This is a genomic window from Lactiplantibacillus argentoratensis (assembly GCF_037290055.1).
In the GTDB taxonomy this organism is placed as follows: domain Bacteria; phylum Bacillota; class Bacilli; order Lactobacillales; family Lactobacillaceae; genus Lactiplantibacillus; species Lactiplantibacillus plantarum.
In genome coordinates, this window is record NZ_CP147647.1 from 2,623,051 (window position 1) to 2,646,047 (window position 22,997).

At 43.6% G+C, this 22,997-nt stretch carries 19 protein-coding genes; 9 read left to right on the plus strand and 10 right to left on the minus strand.

Going from position 1 to position 22,997, the window contains the following annotated elements; genetic code table 11:
* Nucleotides 1–30: 30 nt before the first annotated feature.
* The 4 genes from V7R88_RS12525 to V7R88_RS12540 form a co-directional block, all read right to left on the minus strand.
* Nucleotides 31–1,323: a Y-family DNA polymerase gene (locus V7R88_RS12525; protein WP_057717721.1), complete on the minus strand. Its 1,293-nt coding sequence runs from the start codon at nucleotides 1,321–1,323 to the stop codon at nucleotides 31–33.
* A complete protein-coding gene (locus V7R88_RS12530; protein ID WP_054398782.1) occupies nucleotides 1,304–1,705 on the minus strand; it encodes a hypothetical protein in 402 nt (133 codons plus the stop codon). The genes V7R88_RS12525 and V7R88_RS12530 overlap by 20 nt, the downstream gene beginning before the upstream one ends.
* A gap of 446 nt (nucleotides 1,706–2,151) precedes the next feature.
* Nucleotides 2,152–2,976 carry an NAD(+) diphosphatase gene (gene nudC / locus V7R88_RS12535; protein WP_057717722.1) on the minus strand — a complete coding sequence of 275 codons (825 nt, stop codon included), beginning with the start codon at nucleotides 2,974–2,976 and terminating at the stop codon, nucleotides 2,152–2,154.
* Between the two features lie 144 nt (nucleotides 2,977–3,120).
* Nucleotides 3,121–4,026 (minus strand): LysR family transcriptional regulator, encoded by a 906-nt coding sequence (locus V7R88_RS12540; RefSeq protein ID WP_057717723.1) that lies wholly within the window; start codon nucleotides 4,024–4,026, stop codon nucleotides 3,121–3,123.
* 170 nt (nucleotides 4,027–4,196) lie between these two features.
* On the opposite strand from V7R88_RS12540, the gene V7R88_RS12545 reads away from it, so the two are divergent.
* From V7R88_RS12545 to V7R88_RS12555, 3 genes are all read left to right on the plus strand, one after another.
* Nucleotides 4,197–5,678 carry an FAD-dependent oxidoreductase gene (locus tag V7R88_RS12545; protein ID WP_057717724.1) on the plus strand — a complete coding sequence of 494 codons (1,482 nt, stop codon included), beginning with the start codon at nucleotides 4,197–4,199 and terminating at the stop codon, nucleotides 5,676–5,678.
* A 464-nt stretch (nucleotides 5,679–6,142) separates the two neighbouring features.
* Nucleotides 6,143–9,895, plus strand: coding sequence for a MucBP domain-containing protein (locus V7R88_RS12550; protein WP_250546445.1), 3,753 nt, complete (start codon nucleotides 6,143–6,145; stop codon nucleotides 9,893–9,895).
* Nucleotides 9,896–10,101: 206 nt separating this feature from the next.
* Nucleotides 10,102–10,569: a Dps family protein gene (locus tag V7R88_RS12555; RefSeq protein ID WP_003587210.1), complete on the plus strand. Its 468-nt coding sequence runs from the start codon at nucleotides 10,102–10,104 to the stop codon at nucleotides 10,567–10,569.
* 121 nt (nucleotides 10,570–10,690) lie between these two features.
* Here V7R88_RS12555 and V7R88_RS12560 read toward each other — a convergent pair whose 3' ends face one another.
* Nucleotides 10,691–10,930 carry a hypothetical protein gene (locus V7R88_RS12560; protein WP_057717725.1) on the minus strand — a complete coding sequence of 80 codons (240 nt, stop codon included), beginning with the start codon at nucleotides 10,928–10,930 and terminating at the stop codon, nucleotides 10,691–10,693.
* Nucleotides 10,931–11,428: 498 nt separating this feature from the next.
* Complete coding sequence (locus V7R88_RS12565) at nucleotides 11,429–13,243, minus strand: FAD-dependent oxidoreductase (protein WP_057717726.1); 1,815 nt, start codon at nucleotides 13,241–13,243, stop codon at nucleotides 11,429–11,431.
* A gap of 120 nt (nucleotides 13,244–13,363) precedes the next feature.
* On the opposite strand from V7R88_RS12565, the gene V7R88_RS12570 reads away from it, so the two are divergent.
* Nucleotides 13,364–14,254, plus strand: coding sequence for a LysR family transcriptional regulator (locus V7R88_RS12570; protein WP_129531794.1), 891 nt, complete (start codon nucleotides 13,364–13,366; stop codon nucleotides 14,252–14,254).
* A gap of 85 nt (nucleotides 14,255–14,339) precedes the next feature.
* Here V7R88_RS12570 and V7R88_RS12575 read toward each other — a convergent pair whose 3' ends face one another.
* Nucleotides 14,340–14,726: a carboxymuconolactone decarboxylase family protein gene (locus tag V7R88_RS12575; RefSeq protein WP_057717728.1), complete on the minus strand. Its 387-nt coding sequence runs from the start codon at nucleotides 14,724–14,726 to the stop codon at nucleotides 14,340–14,342.
* 89 nt (nucleotides 14,727–14,815) lie between these two features.
* Between V7R88_RS12575 and V7R88_RS12580 the strand changes: the two genes are divergently transcribed.
* The 3 genes from V7R88_RS12580 to V7R88_RS12590 all read left to right on the plus strand — a co-directional run bounded on the left by V7R88_RS12580 (nucleotide 14,816) and on the right by V7R88_RS12590 (nucleotide 17,352).
* Nucleotides 14,816–15,184: a MerR family transcriptional regulator gene (locus V7R88_RS12580; protein WP_057717729.1), complete on the plus strand. Its 369-nt coding sequence runs from the start codon at nucleotides 14,816–14,818 to the stop codon at nucleotides 15,182–15,184.
* A 122-nt stretch (nucleotides 15,185–15,306) separates the two neighbouring features.
* A complete protein-coding gene (locus V7R88_RS12585; protein ID WP_057717730.1) occupies nucleotides 15,307–15,675 on the plus strand; it encodes a YxeA family protein in 369 nt (122 codons plus the stop codon).
* Between the two features lie 417 nt (nucleotides 15,676–16,092).
* A complete protein-coding gene (locus V7R88_RS12590) occupies nucleotides 16,093–17,352 on the plus strand; it encodes a DUF805 domain-containing protein (RefSeq protein WP_057717731.1) in 1,260 nt (419 codons plus the stop codon).
* A gap of 328 nt (nucleotides 17,353–17,680) precedes the next feature.
* Here the strand turns inward: V7R88_RS12590 and V7R88_RS12595 are convergent, their stop codons facing one another.
* Nucleotides 17,681–17,956, minus strand: coding sequence for a DUF3781 domain-containing protein (locus V7R88_RS12595; protein WP_015825982.1), 276 nt, complete (start codon nucleotides 17,954–17,956; stop codon nucleotides 17,681–17,683).
* Nucleotides 17,957–18,064: 108 nt separating this feature from the next.
* Between V7R88_RS12595 and V7R88_RS12600 the strand changes: the two genes are divergently transcribed.
* A complete protein-coding gene (locus V7R88_RS12600; RefSeq protein WP_057717732.1) occupies nucleotides 18,065–18,652 on the plus strand; it encodes a type 1 glutamine amidotransferase family protein in 588 nt (195 codons plus the stop codon).
* Between the two features lie 378 nt (nucleotides 18,653–19,030).
* Here V7R88_RS12600 and V7R88_RS12605 read toward each other — a convergent pair whose 3' ends face one another.
* Together V7R88_RS12605 and V7R88_RS12610 are read right to left on the minus strand one after the other, a co-directional pair.
* Nucleotides 19,031–19,366 (minus strand): winged helix-turn-helix transcriptional regulator, encoded by a 336-nt coding sequence (locus tag V7R88_RS12605; RefSeq protein ID WP_057717733.1) that lies wholly within the window; start codon nucleotides 19,364–19,366, stop codon nucleotides 19,031–19,033.
* 250 nt (nucleotides 19,367–19,616) lie between these two features.
* Entirely contained in the window at nucleotides 19,617–20,576 is a 960-nt protein-coding gene (locus tag V7R88_RS12610; RefSeq protein ID WP_054398098.1) for an NADP-dependent oxidoreductase, read from the minus strand.
* 1,035 nt (nucleotides 20,577–21,611) lie between these two features.
* On the opposite strand from V7R88_RS12610, the gene V7R88_RS12615 reads away from it, so the two are divergent.
* Nucleotides 21,612–22,700 (plus strand): Ldh family oxidoreductase, encoded by a 1,089-nt coding sequence (locus tag V7R88_RS12615; protein ID WP_057717734.1) that lies wholly within the window; start codon nucleotides 21,612–21,614, stop codon nucleotides 22,698–22,700.
* Nucleotides 22,701–22,997: the final 297 nt, after the last annotated feature.

Consider the following 22,997-nt stretch of genomic DNA (forward strand, 5'->3'; position numbering starts at 1 on the left):
CTACTCACCTCACTAATGATTGGGCGGTGCTCACGCTTGATGTCCGCCCAATAGTGTAGACCGTTCTACGGCCGTCCCAGCAGACTTTTTACTATACCCCCGAATAATCGACCGGTAACCATAGCGAGTCCGAATTTGATCAATGGCGTGCTCTAGCCGGAGATTAGCCGTATGCCGGACATCATCTTCAAATAACGATAGTTGAAAGGTGTTGGGCTTACTGATTCGATTAACACGAACGCCTAAGTTACGCAAGGCGTTGCCCTGCCACCGCGTTTCAAATAAATATTGGACCGCGCGAATCAAATCATTCGTCGCGTTGGTGGGGTCCACCTTTGTCTGCGCACTCCAGCCATGCCGCCCACGTTCATCCGGGGTGGCAAAGCCGACAGAAATTCCAATTACTTCCCCCAGAACAGCGTGCTTTCGCAATCGTGTCGCGACTTGATCAGCGATTTCGAACAAGACCGTTTCGATATCCTCTCGCGTGACGTAATCACGCATCAGAACCTGGCTATTACCATAACCACGATTGTCTGCGCGCGGGACGTATCGTTTCGTCAAATCCGAGTAATCGATGCCCCAACTGTGAAAGTACAAGGCATCACCTAGCACCCCAAACTGGCGTTTTAACTGCTGACGATTGGCATGCGCTAACTCATATACTGAGTGAATTCCCATCCGTTCAAGTTTGGCCGCCGTTTTATGCCCAATCGACCAGAAATCTGTCAATTTTGGAATCTGCCAGATTGTTTCGGGAATATCCTCGTAACGCCAGTAAGCGAACCAGGGTGCTGAGACCTTGGCGGCATTATCCAGTGCTAGCTTAGCCATCAATGGGTTGGGTCCCATCCCAACCGTAGTTACGATTCCAGTGGTTTGAAAAATTTTTTCTTGAATTTGATACGCGATATCACGGTTCGTTCCAAATAACTTATGGCTATGCGTGACGTCTGCAAACAACTCGTCGATACTATAAATGAACGTATGCGCTTCATCCGTAAACTGTTGAATAATCTGACTGATCCGATAATTCAAACGCACATAATCCGCCATATGAGGTGCCGCCAATTCAATATCCATTTGTGGCTTGATCTCATACTTGCGAGTGCCGAGCTTGACATCGTAATCGCGCTTAGTATCCGGCGACGCCGCCAAGACTAAACCGCCTTGCGATTCCTCTCGCGACAGTACCGCGATTTTGGCTGCTAACGGATACTCGCCCCGCCGAATGGCTTCGGTGCTCGCAAAAAAGCTCTTACAGTCAATACACATGATATCTCGAACCGGTAATCGACTAGGATCATCCAAGGGTGTCGTCATGATCCCACCACTTTTCAGTCGTGGCCAGTCGAACTGCGCGAATATCTTCACGGTACACCGACTTTAATTGCGCGGACGGTAGTTGCAAATAAATCTGATTAGCATTAAATCCCAGCACTTGGCCACTAAATTCTGCCACGTATTGATGATGGTCCAAAACATCCAGCTGAACGAGCACTGTCGCATGCGTTTGCCAGCTCATTTGCAAAACCTGATCAATCTTATCCGCCGGCATTTCTGGTTGCACCGGGGCTTGACGGTGCTGTTGCTGTTCACTTTCAATGTAGGCGCTATGGCCCGCCAGAATCCAGCCCATCCACTTCATCATGCCGCGATCATCATATAACCACTTCTCACGGGGGACGACTCGTTCCATACTCATCACCAGTCCTTTTATATGCCATTATACGAACATACGTTCTTTTTGGCAAGTAAAACTTGGTCGGCATTAACTAAGTATTTAAAAAAAACTGCCGTTACTAGAACGGCAGCTACTTTGAAATAACGATTCAATTTAAAAGTCATACCCAATCTGATTACTAATCCACCGCACCTGTTAAATTAGTCATTACTCGCAATCTAAACGACATGGTTCAACGCGCATCATGTCAATACAGCATCAGCAATACCAGCGTTGAAATCGCTTATTGCTGGCGACTTAACAGTTAAGTACAACAATTGACCCCAAGGAAGCCCCAGTCTCTCAAAAAGGGGGTGACGCTATTTCACATCTCACCCTCATTTAAGCCTATCCCTCATTTTAACAACCTTGGCGAATAAGCACTAATCGGATACCAATTGAAAAAAATCTACTTTGATTACGCTAATTTACTTTTCCTGATGATGCCGAAATGCTTCAATCATCGTCCATGTCAGGCTCGTGTTCGTATCATTATGAGGAATTTGGTCACGCTGGAACCATTGGGCTTTCGATAGTTCGTCCGTCTCGAGCTCAATTGCCACGTTCTTATTAAGGTCCGCAAAATAGCCGGCCAGTAAGGAGTGCGATGGCGCCCACGGTTGGCTACCAAAGTAGCGAATATTATGAACTTCAAGGCCGACTTCTTCAAAGACTTCCCGGCGAACGGTATCTTCAAAGGTCTCACCGATTTCGGTATAACCTGAAATCAGTGAAAAATGATTGTAGCCGGACAAGAACTTGGTCATCAAAATTTGATCACCATTCGTCACGCCAACAATAATCGCAGGCATAATCGTCGGATAAATGGTCTGACCACACGCCGCGCACACCAGTGACCGTTCCGTAGCGCCCGGATGTAGTGGTTGGCCGCAATGCCCGCAGAACCGTTTCGTGTCATACCACCAAGCCAAGTGGGCAGCCGTCGCACTACTGAAAGCCAACCAGGCCGGTGTTAGGTCGCGGAACCCCCGCGTCGTGCCAACGGTATAGCTATCATTCGCAACCGCATCAACGTCGACCCAGAAAAAGGCCGCCTGATCGACAGCCAGCAAGTACTGATACTGGTCAGCACTAAACGCGTAATCCGCATCGACATCTTCGTACTTGGGCAAGGTTCCATCCATTAAAAGCACCTGTTGTTGACGACCAATTAAGACGTAATCGCCCGCCCGGGGTGCCCGCTGCTGATCATTCTGATTTTTTAAAACGTGTGGTTGAATATCTTGAAACATGTTGGGCCCACTTTCCTGTATAAATTCATTGATTTGAGAACAATGGTTTTATTATAACGGAGTCACCGAATTTTTACAGGCTTGCAATCTCAGCCGGTCCGTTTACTCACCGCATCGGAACTATCTCGCGGTGAGGTTAATCCTCTACTCGTCAGACTTCGCGTTCGCCTTTAACTGCTGTACCAATTTGGCTATCAACGGCCGAGACCGGTTTAATTTTAATAACGCCACGATGTCATAGCCTTGTTGCGCATCATCCGCAATCGGCAAATACGCGACTTGTTCATCATGCTCAGTTGGCACTAGCCCCGCAGGATAGAACGCCAAAGCTTGATTCAACGCAACCAACAAGTGCATCTGTTCTGCACTCGGCACTCGCCGAATCTGCTCATAGTTTTGGATAAATGGGGCACTAGCCAAAAAACTTTCTAATAAAAATGTCGAGCTTTCTGGGCTGTAATATAAAATGGGCAAAGTCGCCAACGCACTCGGTGGCAATTGTGACAACCGACTCAGTGAATTTAACCGGCTCACCCCAATCACCATTTGATTATGATAAATCGGGACAGCTGTTAACTGTGATTCTGGTGTAACGGCGGGACGGCCATAATTAATCGATAGTGCTAAATCAAGTGAACCATCAGTGACTTGCTGCGCCAGATGCTCGTTACTCCCTTGCCGAACAACGAGTTGTAGCTCCGAATGCTGCTTTAAGTCGTATAAGGCTGGTAATAGGAGCTGCTGCTCAAAGGCTGAGAAATAACCGACTCGTAAGATTTGATCAGTAGGAACATTAAATTGACGTAGCTCCGTCAAGGCCGTCGTATAGTTATTCACAATATCCTGCGCAGATGCCCAAAATAGCCGGCCCTGAGGAGTCAAGCGAATCCTGTTCTGTCCACGGTCAAATAACGTCACTTTCAATTCATTTTCTAACTGGGTCATTTGCTTTGATACCGCCCGCTGTGAACGATATTCACGGGCAGCCACTTGCTGAAAACTACCATACTGAACAACTTTTAAGAACGTCTGTAACCGGTCAAGATCCATTTTTTCAACTCCATCCGCACGATTGATTCGCCTGCCGAACCAAATTGTCTGTTTGCTAACCACCATCCCCCCGTTATGATGAGGGTGTGATAGCGGTTACTTCATTATAGTAATGGTGAATTTAGCCGTCAAATGCTCATTAGATAACAAATCAGTTTGGAGGAATTGACATGACGTTAGCAAAACATGATTCATACGATATTGTCGTCGTTGGTACCGGAGCAGCTGGAACAGCAGCAGCCTTAGAAGCCGCACAATACGGCGCGTCCGTGTTATTACTCGAAAAAGGACGCCATACTGGCGGTAGCAGTAATTACACTGAAGGCCTCTTTGCCGTCGACTCATACTTACAAAAGGCCCAAAACATCAGCGTTTCCGCCACTGACGTTTTAAAAGAAGAAGTCGACTATTCTAAATATCGCGCTGATTCTCGAATCTGGCGTCGTTACTTGGACGATAGCGCCAACACGGTGCAATGGCTTAAAGATCAAGGTGTCGAATACGAAGGCGTACAAGCAATGGGTGCCGGCGAAGCCACGTGGCATATTTATAAAGGAATGGGCCAAGCCGTCTTACATGACGCTTTACAACCACAAGCACAGAAGCTGGGGGTCGAGCTACTGACTTCCACGACCGCCACCACGCTACATCAAGCCACTGACGGTGCAATTACCGGTGTAACGATTCAAAGTGCCGCCACTAATGAGACCCAAGTCATCAATACGGCCGCAGTCATTCTTGCTACCGGTGGTTACCTCAATAACCCCGACATGATGCAGAAACTGACCCACTATGACACGCGCCGCTTAATTCCAGTTAGTTCAGGTAAAGGAACTGGTGACGGTCTTCGGCTAGCGTGGCAAGCCGGTGCACAACAATATGGCACGGGAATGGCGATGCTCTTTGGCGGTTATCTCAAAGATCCGAGCGAACCTTCCTTTAAGTACATGGCCTCCCAGATGGAAACAGCGGCCGGTCAGCAACCGTTGCTCTGGCTAAACGAACATGGGGAACGATTTGTCGATGAAGCTGTCGTTTATAACTTCTCATACGCCGGCAACGCGCTCTACACCCAAAACCAAGTATTCAGCATTCTCGACCAAGGTGTGATCAACAAAATGGCTCAGGACGGGAACTTCATGGGCTTAGGTGTTTACGTTCGGCGGGGCGAAAAAATGACGAAACTCCAGGCTGAAATCGATGCAGCCGTGGCCGCCAATAAACCATTTATTTTTAAAGCCGATACGATTGAAGCGCTGGCGACCAAAATGCACCTACCTGTTGATCAAGTCACCTACTCCATTCAAACTTACAACCAATATTGTGATAATGGTCAAGACGATGATTTCGGCAAGAATCCTGAATATCTCGTTAAAGTTTCGCAAGGTCCATTTTACGGCTTTGAACTCAATGTTGGTGCCTTTTGTACCATGGGTGGTCTCAAAGTAACCACTAATAATGAAGTTTTGGACACTGCTGGTCAACCGATCACCGGTCTATACGCTGCTGGCAACGACGCCTCTGGATTGACCGGCGACACGTATGGTCCCAACATGCCTGGAACCTGTGTTGGCTACGCCTTCTACTCTGGACGCAATTCCGGTCGGCACGCGGCGCAATACACACACCAGCAATCAATCGGTAGTCATTAGCCCCTTATTTATAAACCTATAACGACCTTCCCAGAAACTATCCGGGAAGGTCGTTTTACGCTGTCTTCACGGTGAATACGCTGATGACAGTTTCGTGACTACTAATAAGTACGCTACTCACCGCAACCTCACGAGTTAATCGGTAGCTCTGGCTTGAGCGCCATTCTTAGGCAAGTTTACCAACTTGCCTTTGCGAGCCACCAAACTTTAAAAAACAAGCATTTCAGCGCTACCAGCGTGCACTTCTTAATGTCCATCCGTTCTAACTCAGCTCCATATCAGCGTTAAGTACCGTCAAACAACGGTTTGTTCCATAATTTTGGAAAGTGCCGTCATTCAGCCATTCACAACTAAGTGCCAAGACGCTCACCAAACTAGCTAGACCCACCAAAATAATGGTGCTACACTTTAACTAATTTAGTGTGCTTATGACTAAATCAATCATCAAAAGGAGTATGATTATTTTGAACAAGCGAAAAATTATCACTAATAACCCACCAAAGTGGCACTTGATTACTGGGATTGCGGCCACGATTTTGGCTGGCGTTATTTTGACCAATCAAGACGCCTTTGCGGCCACTGATTCAACAACAACACCCACTACCACTGCGCCGACTAACCCGCTATCTGGCAGTCAAGTTACTTTAACATCGACAACTGGTAGTAGCGCAGCTGGCAGTACTACGACCAGTAGCCCTGCAGCAACCAGTACCGCAGCGATGCCCGCGAAATCAATGGCTGCTAGTGGCGCACCAATGTCGGCAATGGCTAGCACTCCAGCGGCAAGTGGTCACGCTGTCGACCCTAGTTCAAGCGTGACCGAAGTATCAAGCACCAATAACTCAGCCCCAACTTCGGCAGCCGTCGCCAGCTCGGCGACCACTAAGTATCCAACAGACACAACTGCAACGCCTAATACTAGTTCCAGTCCAACTAGTGCTGAAAGTAGTACACCCAATAAAGCTCTTAGTACAAGCCAGCAAATTAACAGTTACGGTGTAACTCATTTAACGACCCCTGCTAGCTCTGCAAGTATACCCGTACCAACTTCAGCTGCCAGTATGACGGCCGCCAAGACGGCTAGTGCCGCTGCGTCAGATGTCACTAACAGCACGGCGCCTACTAGTGTGGCGACAACTGATAGTACCGCCGAGTCAGCGTCGCTTTCGCCTTCCAGTGAGACTAGCTCAGAAAAATCAGCCGCAGCAAGCACTACAAGTACAAGCCAGACATCTAACGGTTCAGAGGTTATTCATCCAATGACGAGTGCCATTTCGAGCAGTTCGTCTGCTTCCACTAGTGGTGCTAAGATGGCAGCTAGTGCGGCAAGCGCCGCCTCAGCTAGCGTGATAACCAGTGCCGTCAATAGTATTGCCGCCAGCACGTATTCCGCCGACGCCAGTGCTGCTAGTGCTGAAAGTGCGGCGGTACCCAGCGCTTCGCATGCGACTAGTCCCGCTAGCACCGCGACTTCGGCAGCGACTACTTTTCAAATTACCAGTGCGATTAATAGCTTAGCTTCCAGTACCTATTCCGAATATGCCGAGCAAGCTAGCGCCGAAGCTGCTTCAGCGGCAACGACAGCTGAAAAGCCCGCGACTAGTGTTGGTACAGTTGTGCCGACCGCAGCGACGACGCCAACTGAATCTATTGATACTTGGATGCCGAACAAGCACCTTCAAGAAGCCGTTTTACGCGAGTTACAAGCTTTGAAACTCCCCGACCATCAGTTTAAATCTGTTAACGATATTACTAAAGATGATATGCAATTATTAACCCAATTCTATGGAGAAAACACTTATATTGATGGTCACACACCATACTCCTTGGAAGGGCTGCAATATGCGACGAACCTGAAAACTATTTGGCTCAATAACGGTCTCAACGCACTTGGCGGTTATTATAACGGCGACGTGACTGATATTTCACCATTGGCTGGTCTGACCAAATTAACTGTGCTGAATATTCAGCATAACCGTGTCAGTGATTTATCGCCGATTGCGCATTTGACAAACCTACAAGAACTGGACGTCGCTTACAACCATATTGCTGATTTGTCAGTCTTTAAAGACTTACCGAACCTCAAGACAACTACTTATCTTGGGCAGACAATTCTAGAACCGCTCGTTTATGTCGATCAAGACACGACCAGTGCAACCTTAAAGAACCGCTTTTATTTACCAAACGGGCAGCAAGCTGTCCTTAAATCGCAAGCCGCCATTTTGAAACCAGTTCAACTAACTCCTAACGGCCAATTCTACTACCGGTTCTACTTCAACGGCGCGGGAAAAGCCGTGAATGGTGACCTGAGTAACGTGGTACCCGACGGTCAAGGTGGGTTGACGTTCAATCAGCTAGTACCACAGATTCCAGGCTTCACTGGTGATGCCAACGGTCAGTTCGTCACTAACGGCGTCAGCATCAACGTTGTCCCAAATGATAAAAACTTTTATTTGGTTGCTCAAGGCTCAGATGGCAGTTCACCGGTGTTCCATGTCTTTCAGCCTTATGTATTAGCAGCCAAAGCGGCCCCAGTAACCATTCACCATGTCGATCGTAACGGTGCCGCTCTGCGCGACTCGGAAGAATTGACTGGCCTCGTTGGTGAAGATTATCAAAGCACCCCGGCTGATATTACGAACTACACCCACGTCGAGACCCAAGGCGCCCCACAAGGTACTTTCAGTGCGGAACCGCAAGCGGTCACTTACGTTTATGATAAAACAGCTGGGGCCCCTGTGACGGTCAGCTATCAGGATGAACAGGGAAAGACCCTGCAGCCAGATACGACCTGCAACGGTTTGGGCGGTGATCCATACACGACCAAGCCGCTCGAAATCGCGGGCTACGATCTCACAAAGACACCTGATAACGCGGCCGGCACGTTCACGGCTGAACCGCAGCATGTCATTTACATCTATACAAAACAAGTGCCACAGCCCGTCACCGCCAGCTATCAAGACGAAGCTGGCAAATCCTTACAACCTGATATCACCCACACTGGTGAAATCGGCGCAGCGTATGAGACTAAAGCACTGGAGATTCCGGGCTACGACTTAGTTAAGACTACCGGCAACACAACTGGTACCTTCACTAAGGAACCACAGCAAGTCACCTACATCTATACCAAGCAGATTCCACAGCCGGTGACTGCCAGTTATCAAGACGAAGATGGTAAAGCCTTACAACCTGACATCACCCACACTGGTGAAATCGGCGCAGCGTATGAGACTAAAGCGCTAGAGATTCCAGGCTACGACTTAGTTAAGACTATCGGCAACGCGACTGGTACCTTCACTAAGGAACCACAGCAAGTCACCTACATCTATACCAAGCAGATTCCACAGCCTGTCACTGCCAGCTATCAGGACGAAGCTGGCAAATCCTTACAGCCTGATATCACCCACACTGGTGAAATCGGCGCAGCGTATGAGACTAAAGCGCTGAAGATTCCAGGATATCAACTCATCAAGACACCAACTAACGCGACCGGCAGCTTTACCAAGGAACCGCAGCATGTCCTTTACGTCTATGAAAAACAAGCAGTACTGCCCGTTACCGTTAGTTATCAAGATGCGGATGGAAAACCACTTCGCGCGGATATTGTTTTAAGTGGCGACTTTGGTCAAAACTATCAAACCGAACAATTGTCAATTCCAGGCTACGTCTTCGACAAAGTTGTCGGTCCAACCAGCGGGACATTTGGCACCACCGCTCAGCACGTCGTTTACACTTACACGCCGGAATCGAGTGAGCCTGAACAACCGACGCCGGGTCCGGGGCCAGCACCTGTGCCCGAACCACAGCCGACACCAGCACCTCAGCCTGAACCAACGCCGCAACCGAGCCCGGCACCACAGCCAAACCCAGCGCCACAACCAAACCCGGCGCCGCAACCGAGTCCGGCACCACAACCAAACCCAGCGCCGCAGCCAAGTAGTTCGGCGCCGGCAAAAGCACCCGTGCCACAAAGCACTACGACTTCACAATCGGCGCCAACGACTAGTCCACAGCCAACACCGATCGCACCAGTCAGTGCTCTAGCTCAACCAGGAAAACAGCAAGCACCAGCAACAGCTGCTACGCACAATTCGGGTCAATTACCGCAAACCAGTGAGCAATCTGAACACGCCGCAACACTTGGTGGTATCCTGGCCGCTTTATTTACTGGATTAGGTTGGCTAGGACTGGCAGCTAAGTTCAAGAAACGGGAATAAATCTAATTCGACACTAATTAAGATACTAAAACGGCTACCCATACGGTGGCCGTTTTTGTTAGCACTAATTACCACCATATAACGTCTCCATCTTTTCAAAACGACTTAATTCTACGGGCTATAAATAACTTAATTTGCCAGTGTATAACGTTTCAGATTAAGCTACCACTAAGTTATAATAACCATATCGAAAGGAGATCAATCTAATGAAATATACGAAAACCAAAGCAGTATTAAATCAACTCGTTGCCGATTTGAGCCAGATGTCAATGATTATCCATCAGACGCATTGGTACATGCGTGGACCCAACTTTTTGAAGTTGCACCCCTTGATGGATGAGTTCATGGAAGAAATTGACAGCCAACTCGATGTCATTTCTGAACGGCTGATTGCGCTCGACGGCAGTCCTTACTCGACCTTAAAAGAAATGGCCGAAAACACTAAGATTCAAGACTGGCCTGGTGAATGGGACAAAACAACCCCAGAACGCCTCGCACACTTAGTTGATGGCTATCGTTACTTGGAAGACCTTTACCAACACGGCATTGAAGTATCCGATGTTGAAAAAGACTTCAGTACCCAAGATATTTTCATTGGTCTCAAAACCGCAATTGAAAAGAAAATCTGGATGATTCAGGCAGAGCTTGGGTCGGCGCCGGAAATTGATGAATAAAATAATATTATCGTAACCATCAAATCATATTTTTAATTCAAAACACCATAAACAAAGTGCACTACGATTATCCGCAGTGCACTTTGTTTATGGTGTTTTTACTAGTCCCAACAAATATTAGTTAAATCAACCCAAAGCCCGCAGCTATGCCAACGAAAATAAAAATCAAGCCAATTACAAAGGCGCTCCACAAAGCCAGCGGTGCAAAAGCGGACGTTTCAGCGTTTCCGTGCAGTTTTAACTGGCGAAAATACCGTCTCACAGCAAAAATTTGAAAACAGCCTAAGCCAGTAAACAGAAAGCCAAACACAACCCGTAAAATGATATCTGTCCTCATCATTATTCCCCCTTGCATTACCATAATGATTTTTCCTATATCGATTTAGCATAAACTGCTCTATTAAGATTGAAGTACCAATATTAAATAACCGTTAAATAATATCTACTAGCGTATTATACTGGAAACCAATTTAGTTCTGGAACTAACGGCACTTTAAAACAAGCTAACTTAGCTTAAATACTTAGTTTGAAACATTGAAAGTATTACTAACTAACTACAATATTATGAGCCAACACCTTATCCTAATTTATCAGTTAACATCATTGATAAAAGCGTGTTTAATCATAGCAAAACAACACGGTACTTGCCTATAGTCAAGATCAAATTCAACTGACAAAATTGACTATAATCCACATTTTTCCAAGTCAAACAATTCATTTTCAACAGCGATTTCAATCCAAAAACACTATCCAGTTATTTACTAATATTCATTCATATTAGTAAATAACTGGATAGTGTTTCAGCTTGTCTATATTAAAGCCTTACGATAATAGTCATCTTAAATCAACAAATAATCTATCAATTAAATGAGTCCATATACTTTTTTGCATTTATGGCAGCATGCCGACCAGAATTAACATTATGAGCACATGCCGATCCGCCTAAAGTAATGGTATATACACTTCGATATTGCATTGTGCTATCCATCCCAGAAGCATATAGACCAGGAACAGCATCGAAATTATCATTGATGACTTCAAATTTACGATTAGACGCAACTCCACCAATACCAATCAGATTCGACGGATCCAAGCGAGCAATATAGTATGGTCCTTCATCCAGCGCCACTAACATCTCCGGGTCTTTATTGAATTCTTCATCCTTACCATTAAGTGCATACAGATTATAACGTTTGATTGTCTTAACAAAAGTCTTCACTGGTAATCCCACCGATTTAGCAAGCTCGGCAAAAGTACTTGCTTTATATAACGAATTGCCTTCATTATGTTGAACTGCATCGGCCAGAATCTGATCTGCCCCATCGACACCTTTAGTAATTGAATCGTACACCTTCTGATTAAAGACTTCATAGGTGACCTTAGTAGACTTAATCGCCATCCTTTGATATAACAAATTGTCTTTCTTGACATTCTCATTAACTAGCCGCACACCATCCTGATTAACAAAGACAACCGGTCCTCCAGAAGGTAATGCCATAAATCCGTTAATTGGATCAATATATAAGTGAACGCCCTTATGTGGTAAAGCTTGAATATAATTCATCATAAACTCCGCCGATTCTGTCAGCATATCTTTAGCTCCCACAGCCATTGCCATCATATAGCCATCACCAGTGTTACTTGGCATCGAACAATAATGCAAATTCTCAGTTTGCCATCCTTGCTTAGCAATTAGCTTGGGATTATGTCCCACGCCACCAGTTGCTAATAAAGTTGCTTTAGCATTAATTGCCAGATTACCATCGGGCGTTTCCACGTACGCACCCGCTACACGCTTGCCATCATAAATAATTCCCTTTGCACTAGCATTTAAAATGAAGTTAACGCCTAGTTCATCAGCTCGTTGCTTCATATATGGTACGTATCCTTCAGAAGCAAATCCCCCTTTGAACCAATGGAATGTCGGGAAGGCACATGTTCCATGGTAATCATCAACTTTTGTTAACTGTACACCCTGCTTTAATAGCCAATCTATATTTTCAGCAGAATTATTAACTAAATCAACCCAGAATGACCCATCCGCGCGATATTGGCCTAGTTCTTGCTCGCGCGCTATAATCTCTTCCTTTTCAGCGTGAATTCCAGCGTCCTTTTGCATAGCGGTATTAATACCGAAGATTCCTTCAACACCGCCACCATTGCCTGCAACAAACCCATTCTTTTCAATGACAGTTGTTTTTATACCTTCCTCACCAGCTTGCACAGCGGCTGCCAGTCCAGAAATTCCAGCCCCAATAATTAAGAAATCCGTATCCATCCTTTTGTCAATATGTGCTGGTTTTCGGAGCCAATCCGAATACTTTTCATCTTTCTCAGCCGTAGCAGTCGAGATATTCTTGGACAAACGTTTGCCGCTCTTAAATTCATCCGGAATACCACCAGCCTGCTTAATTACTTCACTGACAGCATCCAATAAGCCTTTGCTAGAATGTGACGCACCAGTTAATGCATCAACGTCCAAAGTCTGATTATTTATGATTTGTCGAGGGATCTGAGTAAAGACTGCATCTTCAAGACTATTAGGTACAATCTCTTTTTTAGGAACAATCTGTTCAATTTTATGATTAGCCACAGTAACCTTAAGCTTAGTATCATTACCTTCATATCCCTTGGCAACTACATCATATACACCATCAGTCAGTTTATTACTCATAATTATCCTCCTTAAGTAAAGCGCTTTCATCAACATGTTCAGACTATCACGTTATTTGTACAAGTTGAAATGAAATAGTATTATCATTAATAAAGGATACTTATAAGTAGGTGTTTTATAATGAATATTGAGGATTTAAAATTATTTATAAATTTATCAGAAACATTAAGTTTTTCACAAACTGCCAAGAACTTACATGTAACACAGCCAGCAGTGACTCACACTATCAATAAACTTGAGGTAGAGTTAGGCTTTAAACTTTTCAATCGTACTAAACGTAACGTATTCCTGACCAAAAGTGGTCAATTTCTTCATGATAATATCCAATCATTATTACTAAAGTTAGACTTGACTATCGAAGGCGCCCGTACTTTCGAAGAAAAAAACTTCTCCTCACTATTGATTGGTTATACTAGTACTTATTATGAAATCAAACACTTTCCTCAACTAATTAAAGAATTTAATAAGCTGTATCCTAGCTCCCGTCTATATTTAGAGAACTTTGATCACAATGTTCTCAAGCAACATCTTTTGAGCCAACAATGTGATGTTATTTTCCCAATGCAGGATAGTATTATCAACTCAGCCGATATTCAATTTATCCCATTAATTACTGGACAATTTGCTTGTATCATTCCCACTAATAATAAATTAGCAAGTCACCATGCTGTTTCAATTAGCGATCTCAAACATGAAACAATAATCTTGTTTAATTCAAACATTTGTCCGCCACGACAATTTAAACTACAACAATTCATTAAACAAGCCTGTCCTGATGCAAATTATTTGTATTCTGATTCGGTGCTATTAAGTCATACTTTAGTTAAAGGCGGACTCGGCATTGCCATTATGGTCGACCTAGCCAGCGTTAACGACGCTAACAACTTCAAAGTCGTTCCTTTAATTTATCCCGACCATACTCCTTATATTTATGGAATGGCATTTTTAAAAACAAACCATAACCCAGCCCTTAAAGAATTCATCACTTGTGCTAAAAAGAATTTCATATAAGACACTTAATATAAGAAGTCTCAATAGAAAAGCACCAACAATGTCCCTAAAATCCGACATTGCTGGCATTTGGTTAATATCATTCTTAGTTGTTATTTCCCCTTTTCGCAAAAACCTCTTTAACCACCGTCAACGCATTCAATACCTTCGGAAAACCAACGTAAGGAATACAATGAATGCAAGTTTCCACAATTTCAGTACGACTAAGCCCAACGTTAAGGCATCCGTTGAGATGAACACGTAACTGGTCTGCTGTATCACCTTGCGTTAATAAACTAGTAATAGTAACAAGTTCACGTTGTTGCAACGATAAACCAGGACGTGTATAAATATCATTAAATGCAAATTCAAGAATTAGCTTAGCCACATCCGGTGCCACCCTATCCAAACTAGCCATTACATGATCAGCTGCTTCAGCATCCACCCGTTGTAACATGACTTTTCCATTAATTAACCTTTGCTTATTTTCCATTTCAATCAGCTCCTTCATTTGATTGATTTCTAGGTTACAACCTCGGGTGTACCCGACATCAAGCTTTATTTCAGGAGGTTTTCAAATTAATGCAAATTGGTGAATTTTCACGACAAACTGACCTAACAATCGATACGTTACGCTATTATGAAGAAGTCGGCCTGCTTCGTCCCACGCGAACTGCCGGTAATCATCGTCAATACCAGGCTAAAGATATCGACTGGGTTAATTTTTTGAAGCGTTTAAAACAAACGGGCATGTCAATTCGGAATATGCAACGCTACGCGCAATTGCGCTATATCGGTAATCAAACAATCCCTGAACGTTTGATATTACTGCAAAAACAAGAAGCACAACTTAATGACCTAATGGTAGCAACACAAGCTAACTTGGATTTTCTTCATCAGAAGATGACAACTTATCATGAAATGCAAGAATCAGACTTTGAATCCCATTAAATTATTAATATTATATTTAACTACTTGTTTTTCGTTTAGCATTGCATAAACTGCTATCCACCGTTTCTTATATCTCTTATGATTAATATCAGATTTCAATTAATCATTTGGAGGGATTATTAATGAAAAAAGCGGGGATTTTGGGACTAATCATCACTATTATCGTATTAGTACCAGTTGGTCTCGGTTTCAACTGGTACCACTCAAATTACGGAACAAAAACATACTATACTCAAATCACGACTAAAGGTGAACGTAAAACCGGGAAAGATGATTCCGGCAAGCCCTATGTCTACTACCATTACTCACAACCTGGATACAGCGAAAATGGCGTTAAGAAAGAGCTCACTTTTGATAGCGTCCTACCACGCTCACTCAAGATGCACGCTTACCTCAAAGTCGGTTATAATGACAAACGCCAACAAGTGATTAACTGGGAAAAAGTTGATCAAAAAGACATTCCCCAAGCAGCACTGAATAGAATCAATTAATTGTTAAACCCCAGCAAGTTAAAAGCTCGCTGGGGTTTTATCGTGTTCAGTCTATAACTAATCATCGATTACTATGTCGACAAACTACTGCACCTAATTAATTTGTATAATGACAATTGCCGTAAATGGTTTCTTCCTTCCATGACCAATATCTAGTATTTCAAAATCCGAGGATCAATTCTAGCTCACGGCTTTTTACTTAAGCTTATAATTGCCACTTTCAACAAAGCAAACAAATAACTATTTAAGTCTATTATTGAACAAAATATGAATTTAGTATTAATATTTTGTTAATATTTTTAACTAGTTATGATATGCTTGTTTTCGGCTGCCATAATCATTCACTCGGCCATATAATAAAATTATACTTATATTCATAACGTTTCGCCTAGTATAAGTACTCCAGGAGGAACATCGATGTCAGAAACAAAGTATTGTATTAACTGTGGAAAAGCAATTCCTACTAACGCGACCTTTTGCCCTTTTTGTGGCGCAACTCAGGACAAAGTCGCTTCCACTGAAGATCAGAACACCATTACTTCCGAGCAGCACAACACACCTAATCAACCAGAACATGTCAATATGTGGACCGCACTAAAGCTAGGAATGCGTCAAACCTTTACTTGGTCACAACGGATTACACGTCCTCAATATTGGTGGCTTTACTTAGATTTGGTCCTAATTTCCCTAGTTTTAACTATCGTACTTGGTATCAGAGCATACAGTTATCCAGCTTTTATCCTCAGCCCATTACACGTTAATGTTTTACAAACCGTGCTGTTATTGATTTTTTCAGCGCTCATGGTTTGGACTTCAGTGATGCAATTCACAGCCAGTGCGCGGCGACTCCACGACTCTAATCGGTCAGCGCATTATTTATGGTTCTATCTGCTTCCACTTGTCGGCCCCATTTTAATCATTGTTTTCCTATGCCAACGCTCTGAACCAGCTGGAAAACGTTTCGACCGTTTAGCTAGCCAACCAAAACCTTGGACACACAAATGGTGGACTTGGTGCCTGCTAGTCTTATTGACATTGGGATACGCCGCTCTCATTAACATAACGGCCCGTGATACTGCCATGGACGCCGCTCTGACGACAACTTCCAAGTCAGCTACAACTAACTCTGACGACAGTTACAGCGATAGCGACAGTGAAGAATCTAGTGATAGCACGGACTCTGACTCAGATTCAGACTCTGACAGTATCACTATTGGCGACGACGACATCGATATCGCCGATCAAAAAGCTTACAGTACCTCATTTACCGACAGTAGCTGGGCGAAATCCACATTTAAAATCGATAAAGTCACGGTCTACAAAACGGACGGCACTTATACTAGCGGTAGCGGTAATGACAAGAAAGATTTTAACGGCGTCGTAAAAGTTCACATGAGTATCCATGCTGGGCAAGATATTTCAGCCTATCCGACCCAGGCCAAACTCAGCACGAACGACGGTCAACAAGTCGAAGCCGACATGGATAGCGATGATTTTGACGGTGATTTAAACAGTGGTACCGATTCTGACGGTAACGTATACTTTATTTTATCAAAATTATCCAGCGTTAAAGACATCACTAGTATTCGCCTAAAATGGGATGCTAGTTATGATACTGACGATTATGACGACGATAACGCTTATAAGACATTTGACACAACGCTTAATTTAAACTAGTTATCAATTAATACTGGTTTATAAGCTGTTTAATCCGTCAAATCGGTGACGGCTCGTAATTAAATCACGTCCAAATATATACACACAATAAATTCCCCCATCAGCTAGATTTTCATACTAGCCTGATGGGGGGATTTATTGCTTTTAAAGTGTGCTACACTCCTGTAATTATTCTCAACTAACATTAATTAACTTTTTAAGTATTTCGCTTTATTTCGTAAGAAGCACTTCACTGCATCATCCAAGTAAAACCCATTTTCCATTGCCAAAATACTCAACCACCACACGGATTCACTAATATTTTTATTACTTTTAGCTGTTTTATTGATTAAAAGCCGTCGACTTCTGTGTATTTACTGGCTGTAATTAAGCGATAATTACCAGCATTGACTGTTAGTTCTACCCGCGCTTTACGACTTCGGATATAATAATTTTTCCCACACCTTTTGATTTCATCTGGTTGTATCAGAATACGATTGACTAAATCTTTAATTTCAACTTCACTTAAATTAACGGCTAATTTTTTATTAATACGTTGAAAGACCCGTGGTGTATAACAAATACGGGTTCTAATTAACTCAAGAATTACGGATTGTTTGCTCATTTACTGCCCTCCGACATTTAATCATGCACTTGCTTTTTAGAACGTACGTTCTTATAATTAAGGATAACATATTCGGTTCTGAAAATATATTTTCCTCTGGAGGTCAACATGAAAACTGCATTATTTCTAATGCTAGATCAATACGCAGATTGGGAAGGTTCTTATCTAGCTAGTCAATTAAATAAAAGCACTGACTGGCAAGTTAAAGCGGCTTCAACAACACCATTGGTTACGTCAATTGGTGGTTTCACCACTAAAGTTGACTATCAACTGGATCGTTTACCAACTATTGACTTATTAATCCTAATTGGTGGTAACTCTTGGAATATCAATAATTCATTATTATATTCACTAGTTCAGCAACACCTCAATGCCTCGAAACCAGTTGGCGCAATCTGTGGTGCAGTAGATTACTTAGCCCAAAACGGTTTTTTAACTGGTTATCAGCATACCGGCAATTCACTGGCGATGTGGCACAATTATCCTAACTATCAAAACTCAGCCGACTTTCATGAACAGCAAGTCATTAGCGACAAGAATCTAGTCACAGCTAATGGCACAGCGGCACTGGCATTTACTGCCGCCGTTTTACAGCTAATTCATTTTCAATCTAGTGAAGAACTAACCCGAACTATCGATCTATACCGCTTAGGATTTTACCAATACTGTCAAAAATATGGTAATCCGTTCGGCTAAGTTTTTCCAAAAACTAATCTTGTCAGTTAAAACAACGTCAACACTCGCGCCAAATTCTGCCGCATAATGCAGACACCTTCTTGGATAGATAAATCATGCGTATTAAATAAAACAATATTCCCAATAAAAGTTTCAAAGAAGAGTTGTTCATTAGCTTTCAGAATTTAAAAGCACAATTATCATTTTAGTTATGCGGTTCAAGGCCAAATGACATCGACATTCGAGCCAACTCTGGGCTCGATAGTCACTTAGTTCTACCTAAAAACGAGATCCAAGCACGTATGAAGACGTCGCTGGATCTCGTTTTTTAATTTTTGTGACGACAATTAGTGCCGTGAATAAACCGGAACATGCTCGTTCTTAACCGATTTCACTTAATTAAGCTTGGTAATCCTGATAGTCTACCGCAAAGTTCTCCAAAGCCTTCAAAGCAGGCAAGAACTTCTCTCCTAATGGGGTGAGTGAATATTCAACCTTTGGCGGCGCCGGTGGATAAACCTTGCGATTTACTAAACCGTATTCTTCAGATAACCGCAATTCCTTAGTTAAATAGGCTTGGGTCACCATGGGCATCTTACGATTGAGTTCACCAAAGCGCAAGACCCGCTGACTAAGAAAATACAGAATAACCATGCTCCATTTTCCGCGAACGACTTTTTGAACACTGGCAAATGGACAATCCAAAAAGTTTTCATCCGATACCGATTCATTCATAATATTTACTATCCCTGTTCATAATTAATCAATCGTACGACGTTAACTGATAACCACTATTATACTAAAGATTGTCCGGCCACCGTCGTTCATGATACCGTATTTGTCTAGATAGCTATTTTATTTCTTTACTAATACTAGTTTAGAACAGATTAGTGCGCGGCTGCACGCCGATTCGTGTCATTGCCCACTTCTAGTGTCTTATCTGGGTAACTGCTCGGGTAAGCGCGTCCGCTCACGATAAAACCAGCTAAACATTGGTCGTTTCCTGGTCAAAGACAATTACCCGTTTACCTTGATTACCACCCTGTTCAAAATCAAGATGGGCCTGCTTGACCGCGGCGAGCGTAAATGGGTAGGTCTGCGAAACAGTGACCCTCAACTGACCTTGCTGGTACAAGTCAAGAATAGCCTTGCGAGCCTCCTCTGAAATATCGCCAAGTGCATAGACTGCCGTAATTCCAAGTGCGGCTGCTTGTTTCTTATCTGGCACCCCGTTAACCGAAACCAAGCGGCCACCCCGTTTCACCACTTGATAACTAGCGGCTAAGGTTTGTGCGCCCGTCAAATTCACCACAAGATCAACGTCGTGAACTAATTCTGTAAAATCTTCAGTTTGATAATCAATGATTTGATCCGCACCTAGGTCTTTTAGATAAGCGTTATGCTGCGAACGAGCCGTCGTAATTACAGTTGCGCCCATGGCCTTAGCAATCTGGATTGCCATACTACCAACACCACCAGCGCCACCATGAATTAACACTTTTTGCCCGGCTTGCAAGTGACCATTCTTTATCATGGCACTCCAAGCTGTTAATGCAGTTAGGTAAAGTCCCCCGAGTGACATCAAGTCTAGCTGGTCAGGGACTTTCGATAGCGAATCATCTTGATCAAGCACGAGGTATTGCGCATACGTCCCCTGTTTAGCATAGCCCATCACATGATCACCGACCTGAAACTTGGTGACTTCAGCACCAACTTGCTCAACAATTCCAGAAAAATCGCCACCTAGCATGTGTGGCAACGTCGGCCGAAACTCCGCTGGCATCGTTGGAAACGGGCCGTACTTGCGCATCACGATATCTGGATCATTGACCCCTATCGCGGCAACTTTAATTAACACATCTTTTTCTCCTGGAACCGGCTTCGGTGCGACAACTTCTTGCAGAACATCAACTGAACCATATTCATTAACAATAATTTTTTTCATATTACTATCGCTCCATTCATTAGCTTTAAAGTATCTGCTACTATAGCTGATACTAAGGCATAATGTAAGTACCATTTTTATTAATAGGTACTATCTTTTGGGATAGATATGGGATAAATTAGCGTTTATGAGTCGTTCTTTTGTCAGAGGTTTTCAGTTTTATACGGCTACTACGCCAAGGTTGCCGATCGAGCAATAAGCAAATATAATAGCAAAGGACGATACGCTTTGTCAGCGACCTGTTGAAAATTCAAGTAATTTTCCTTAAAGCATTGCTCTCGGGACAACTTAACATGCCAAACCATTTCACAGCATGTTACGACCCTCATTTTTCCACTTAACCCAGTAATTGATTTCGCATCATATCTAATAAATCTGTTGATAACTTCTACATCATAAAAGTTATGCACTGTGGATGACTGAATTCACCACAATTATCCTCATTTCCCCTACTTATCCCCAGATACTCATGAACTTACCCACAAATAAGTCATGTTATTAACATTTACAGTCATTAGACCCAACTAATTACCGATTTGTCATCTAATTCCTTTAACTTATCCACAAGCACGCGTACAACAACTGCAACCATTCGCAAATAATTCAATTTGCCATTCTAGCCTGCACATTGACCAGCACTACCTAAACCGCAATTTCACAGTCTCAGCGCTAGCATCAGCCAACGTCGCAGCCACAATTTCTTTCGTCCAATTCATTATGAAATATCACCAGCTATCAATAAAGGCCACCCTAAACAGGCCATCAGTTAACGGCACACTTTATTGATGGCCCCTTTAGTTATACCTAATTTATGATTGGTCCGTGCCATATGACCCGGCATTAGCTTTGAGTTAGCCTGAGCTCAATTCCATGCGCTTTAAATACTCATGTTGACCTGTTATATGATGATGCTTTTAATTAGTGTATGATTAATGGATCATTAAAATTTAATTGACATTCACAGTCCTTATTATTATCATATTATAATATACAGGGCTGTCACTTAAGTCTATTTCAAATAACGTGGTGAATGTAATGGTAAAACGATACAATAGCAAAAAAATTGAACAACTGATTTACAATATTTACAAAGGTTACGGCTTTACCGAAGAAGAAAGCCAAGAAGTCGCCCACATGTTGATCTACACCGATTTGATTGGCATTGAATCCCATGGCGTCCAGCGAATGATCATGTATGACGACTTCATTCGTAACGGTAAGATTCGCGTACATAATCGGCCAGAAGTTGTTAAAGAAACCGATGTTAATGCGGTCGTTGACGCGCACTTTGGCTTAGGCCAATTGAACGGTATCTATAGCATGCGCCTAGCCATTGAAAAAGCAAAACAACACGGTATCGGTATCGTTACGACTCGTAACTCCGGTCACTATGGTATTGCAGGTTACTATGCCAACATGGCTGCCGAAGAAGGTCTGATTGGCCTGTCGTCGTGCAATTCACGTTCAGCGATGTTACCCACTCATGCTACCAAAGCATTGGTCGGCACCAACCCAATTGCCTTTGCCATGCCAGCCAACCCGAACACATTTATCTTCGACGCGGCCACAACGACGGTGCCACAAGGTAAAATTGAGGTTTATCGTAAATTAGGTAAAGATATGCCCGCATTATGGGTCGCCAAGGATGGCGAAACGCCCGTTAATAGCCATAACGATACCAAAGACTTGGATGCCCTCCGTGATTTAGATTCCAATGTTGGTTTAGCTCCATTGGGTGGCGTTACCGAAGACACCGGTAGCCACAAAGGGTTCGGTCTCGGCGTCATCGTCGAGGTTTTCACAGCAATCCTTTCAATGGGCAACACCTCCAACGAAATTACTCCGGACGACCTTTCCGTGGGCCCTTGTCAGAGCTTTGTCGCCATCGACCCTTCAATCTTTGGTGATAAGGATGCCATTATTGCTAAGTTTTCAGCTTACTTGCAAGTCATTCGCGACCTACCATCCGTTCCCGGCAAACCAGTCATCGTTGCCGGCGATAAGGAAGCTGCCGCGTATCAAGACCGGTCAGCTAACGGCATCGAGATTGATGACAAGACACTCGCAGAAGTTACCGGAATCGCCAAGCGACTAGGGATCGACTACGCGCAATATGTTGATTAACTAGTTTTGTTATTCATCTAATTTAAAAACCAGCAAATACCGATGTCCTGAATAATCAGGGACATTGGTATTTGCTGGTTTATTTTTTGACTGGCTTTATAGCGTAAGGACTCCCTGAAGACGGTTTGCCATTAACAGACAGTGTGCTCCAAAATTATTACCGGTTAGTTTTTGAGCGTTTTTCCGTTGCAACAGCAATCCCTGTTGATTGGCATGGCCCCTCTGAACCCAACCCTATCCTTATCCGAATATGCAAGATTACTCGAACTTAATAATTGATGTCTCAGTTGCAAAGCA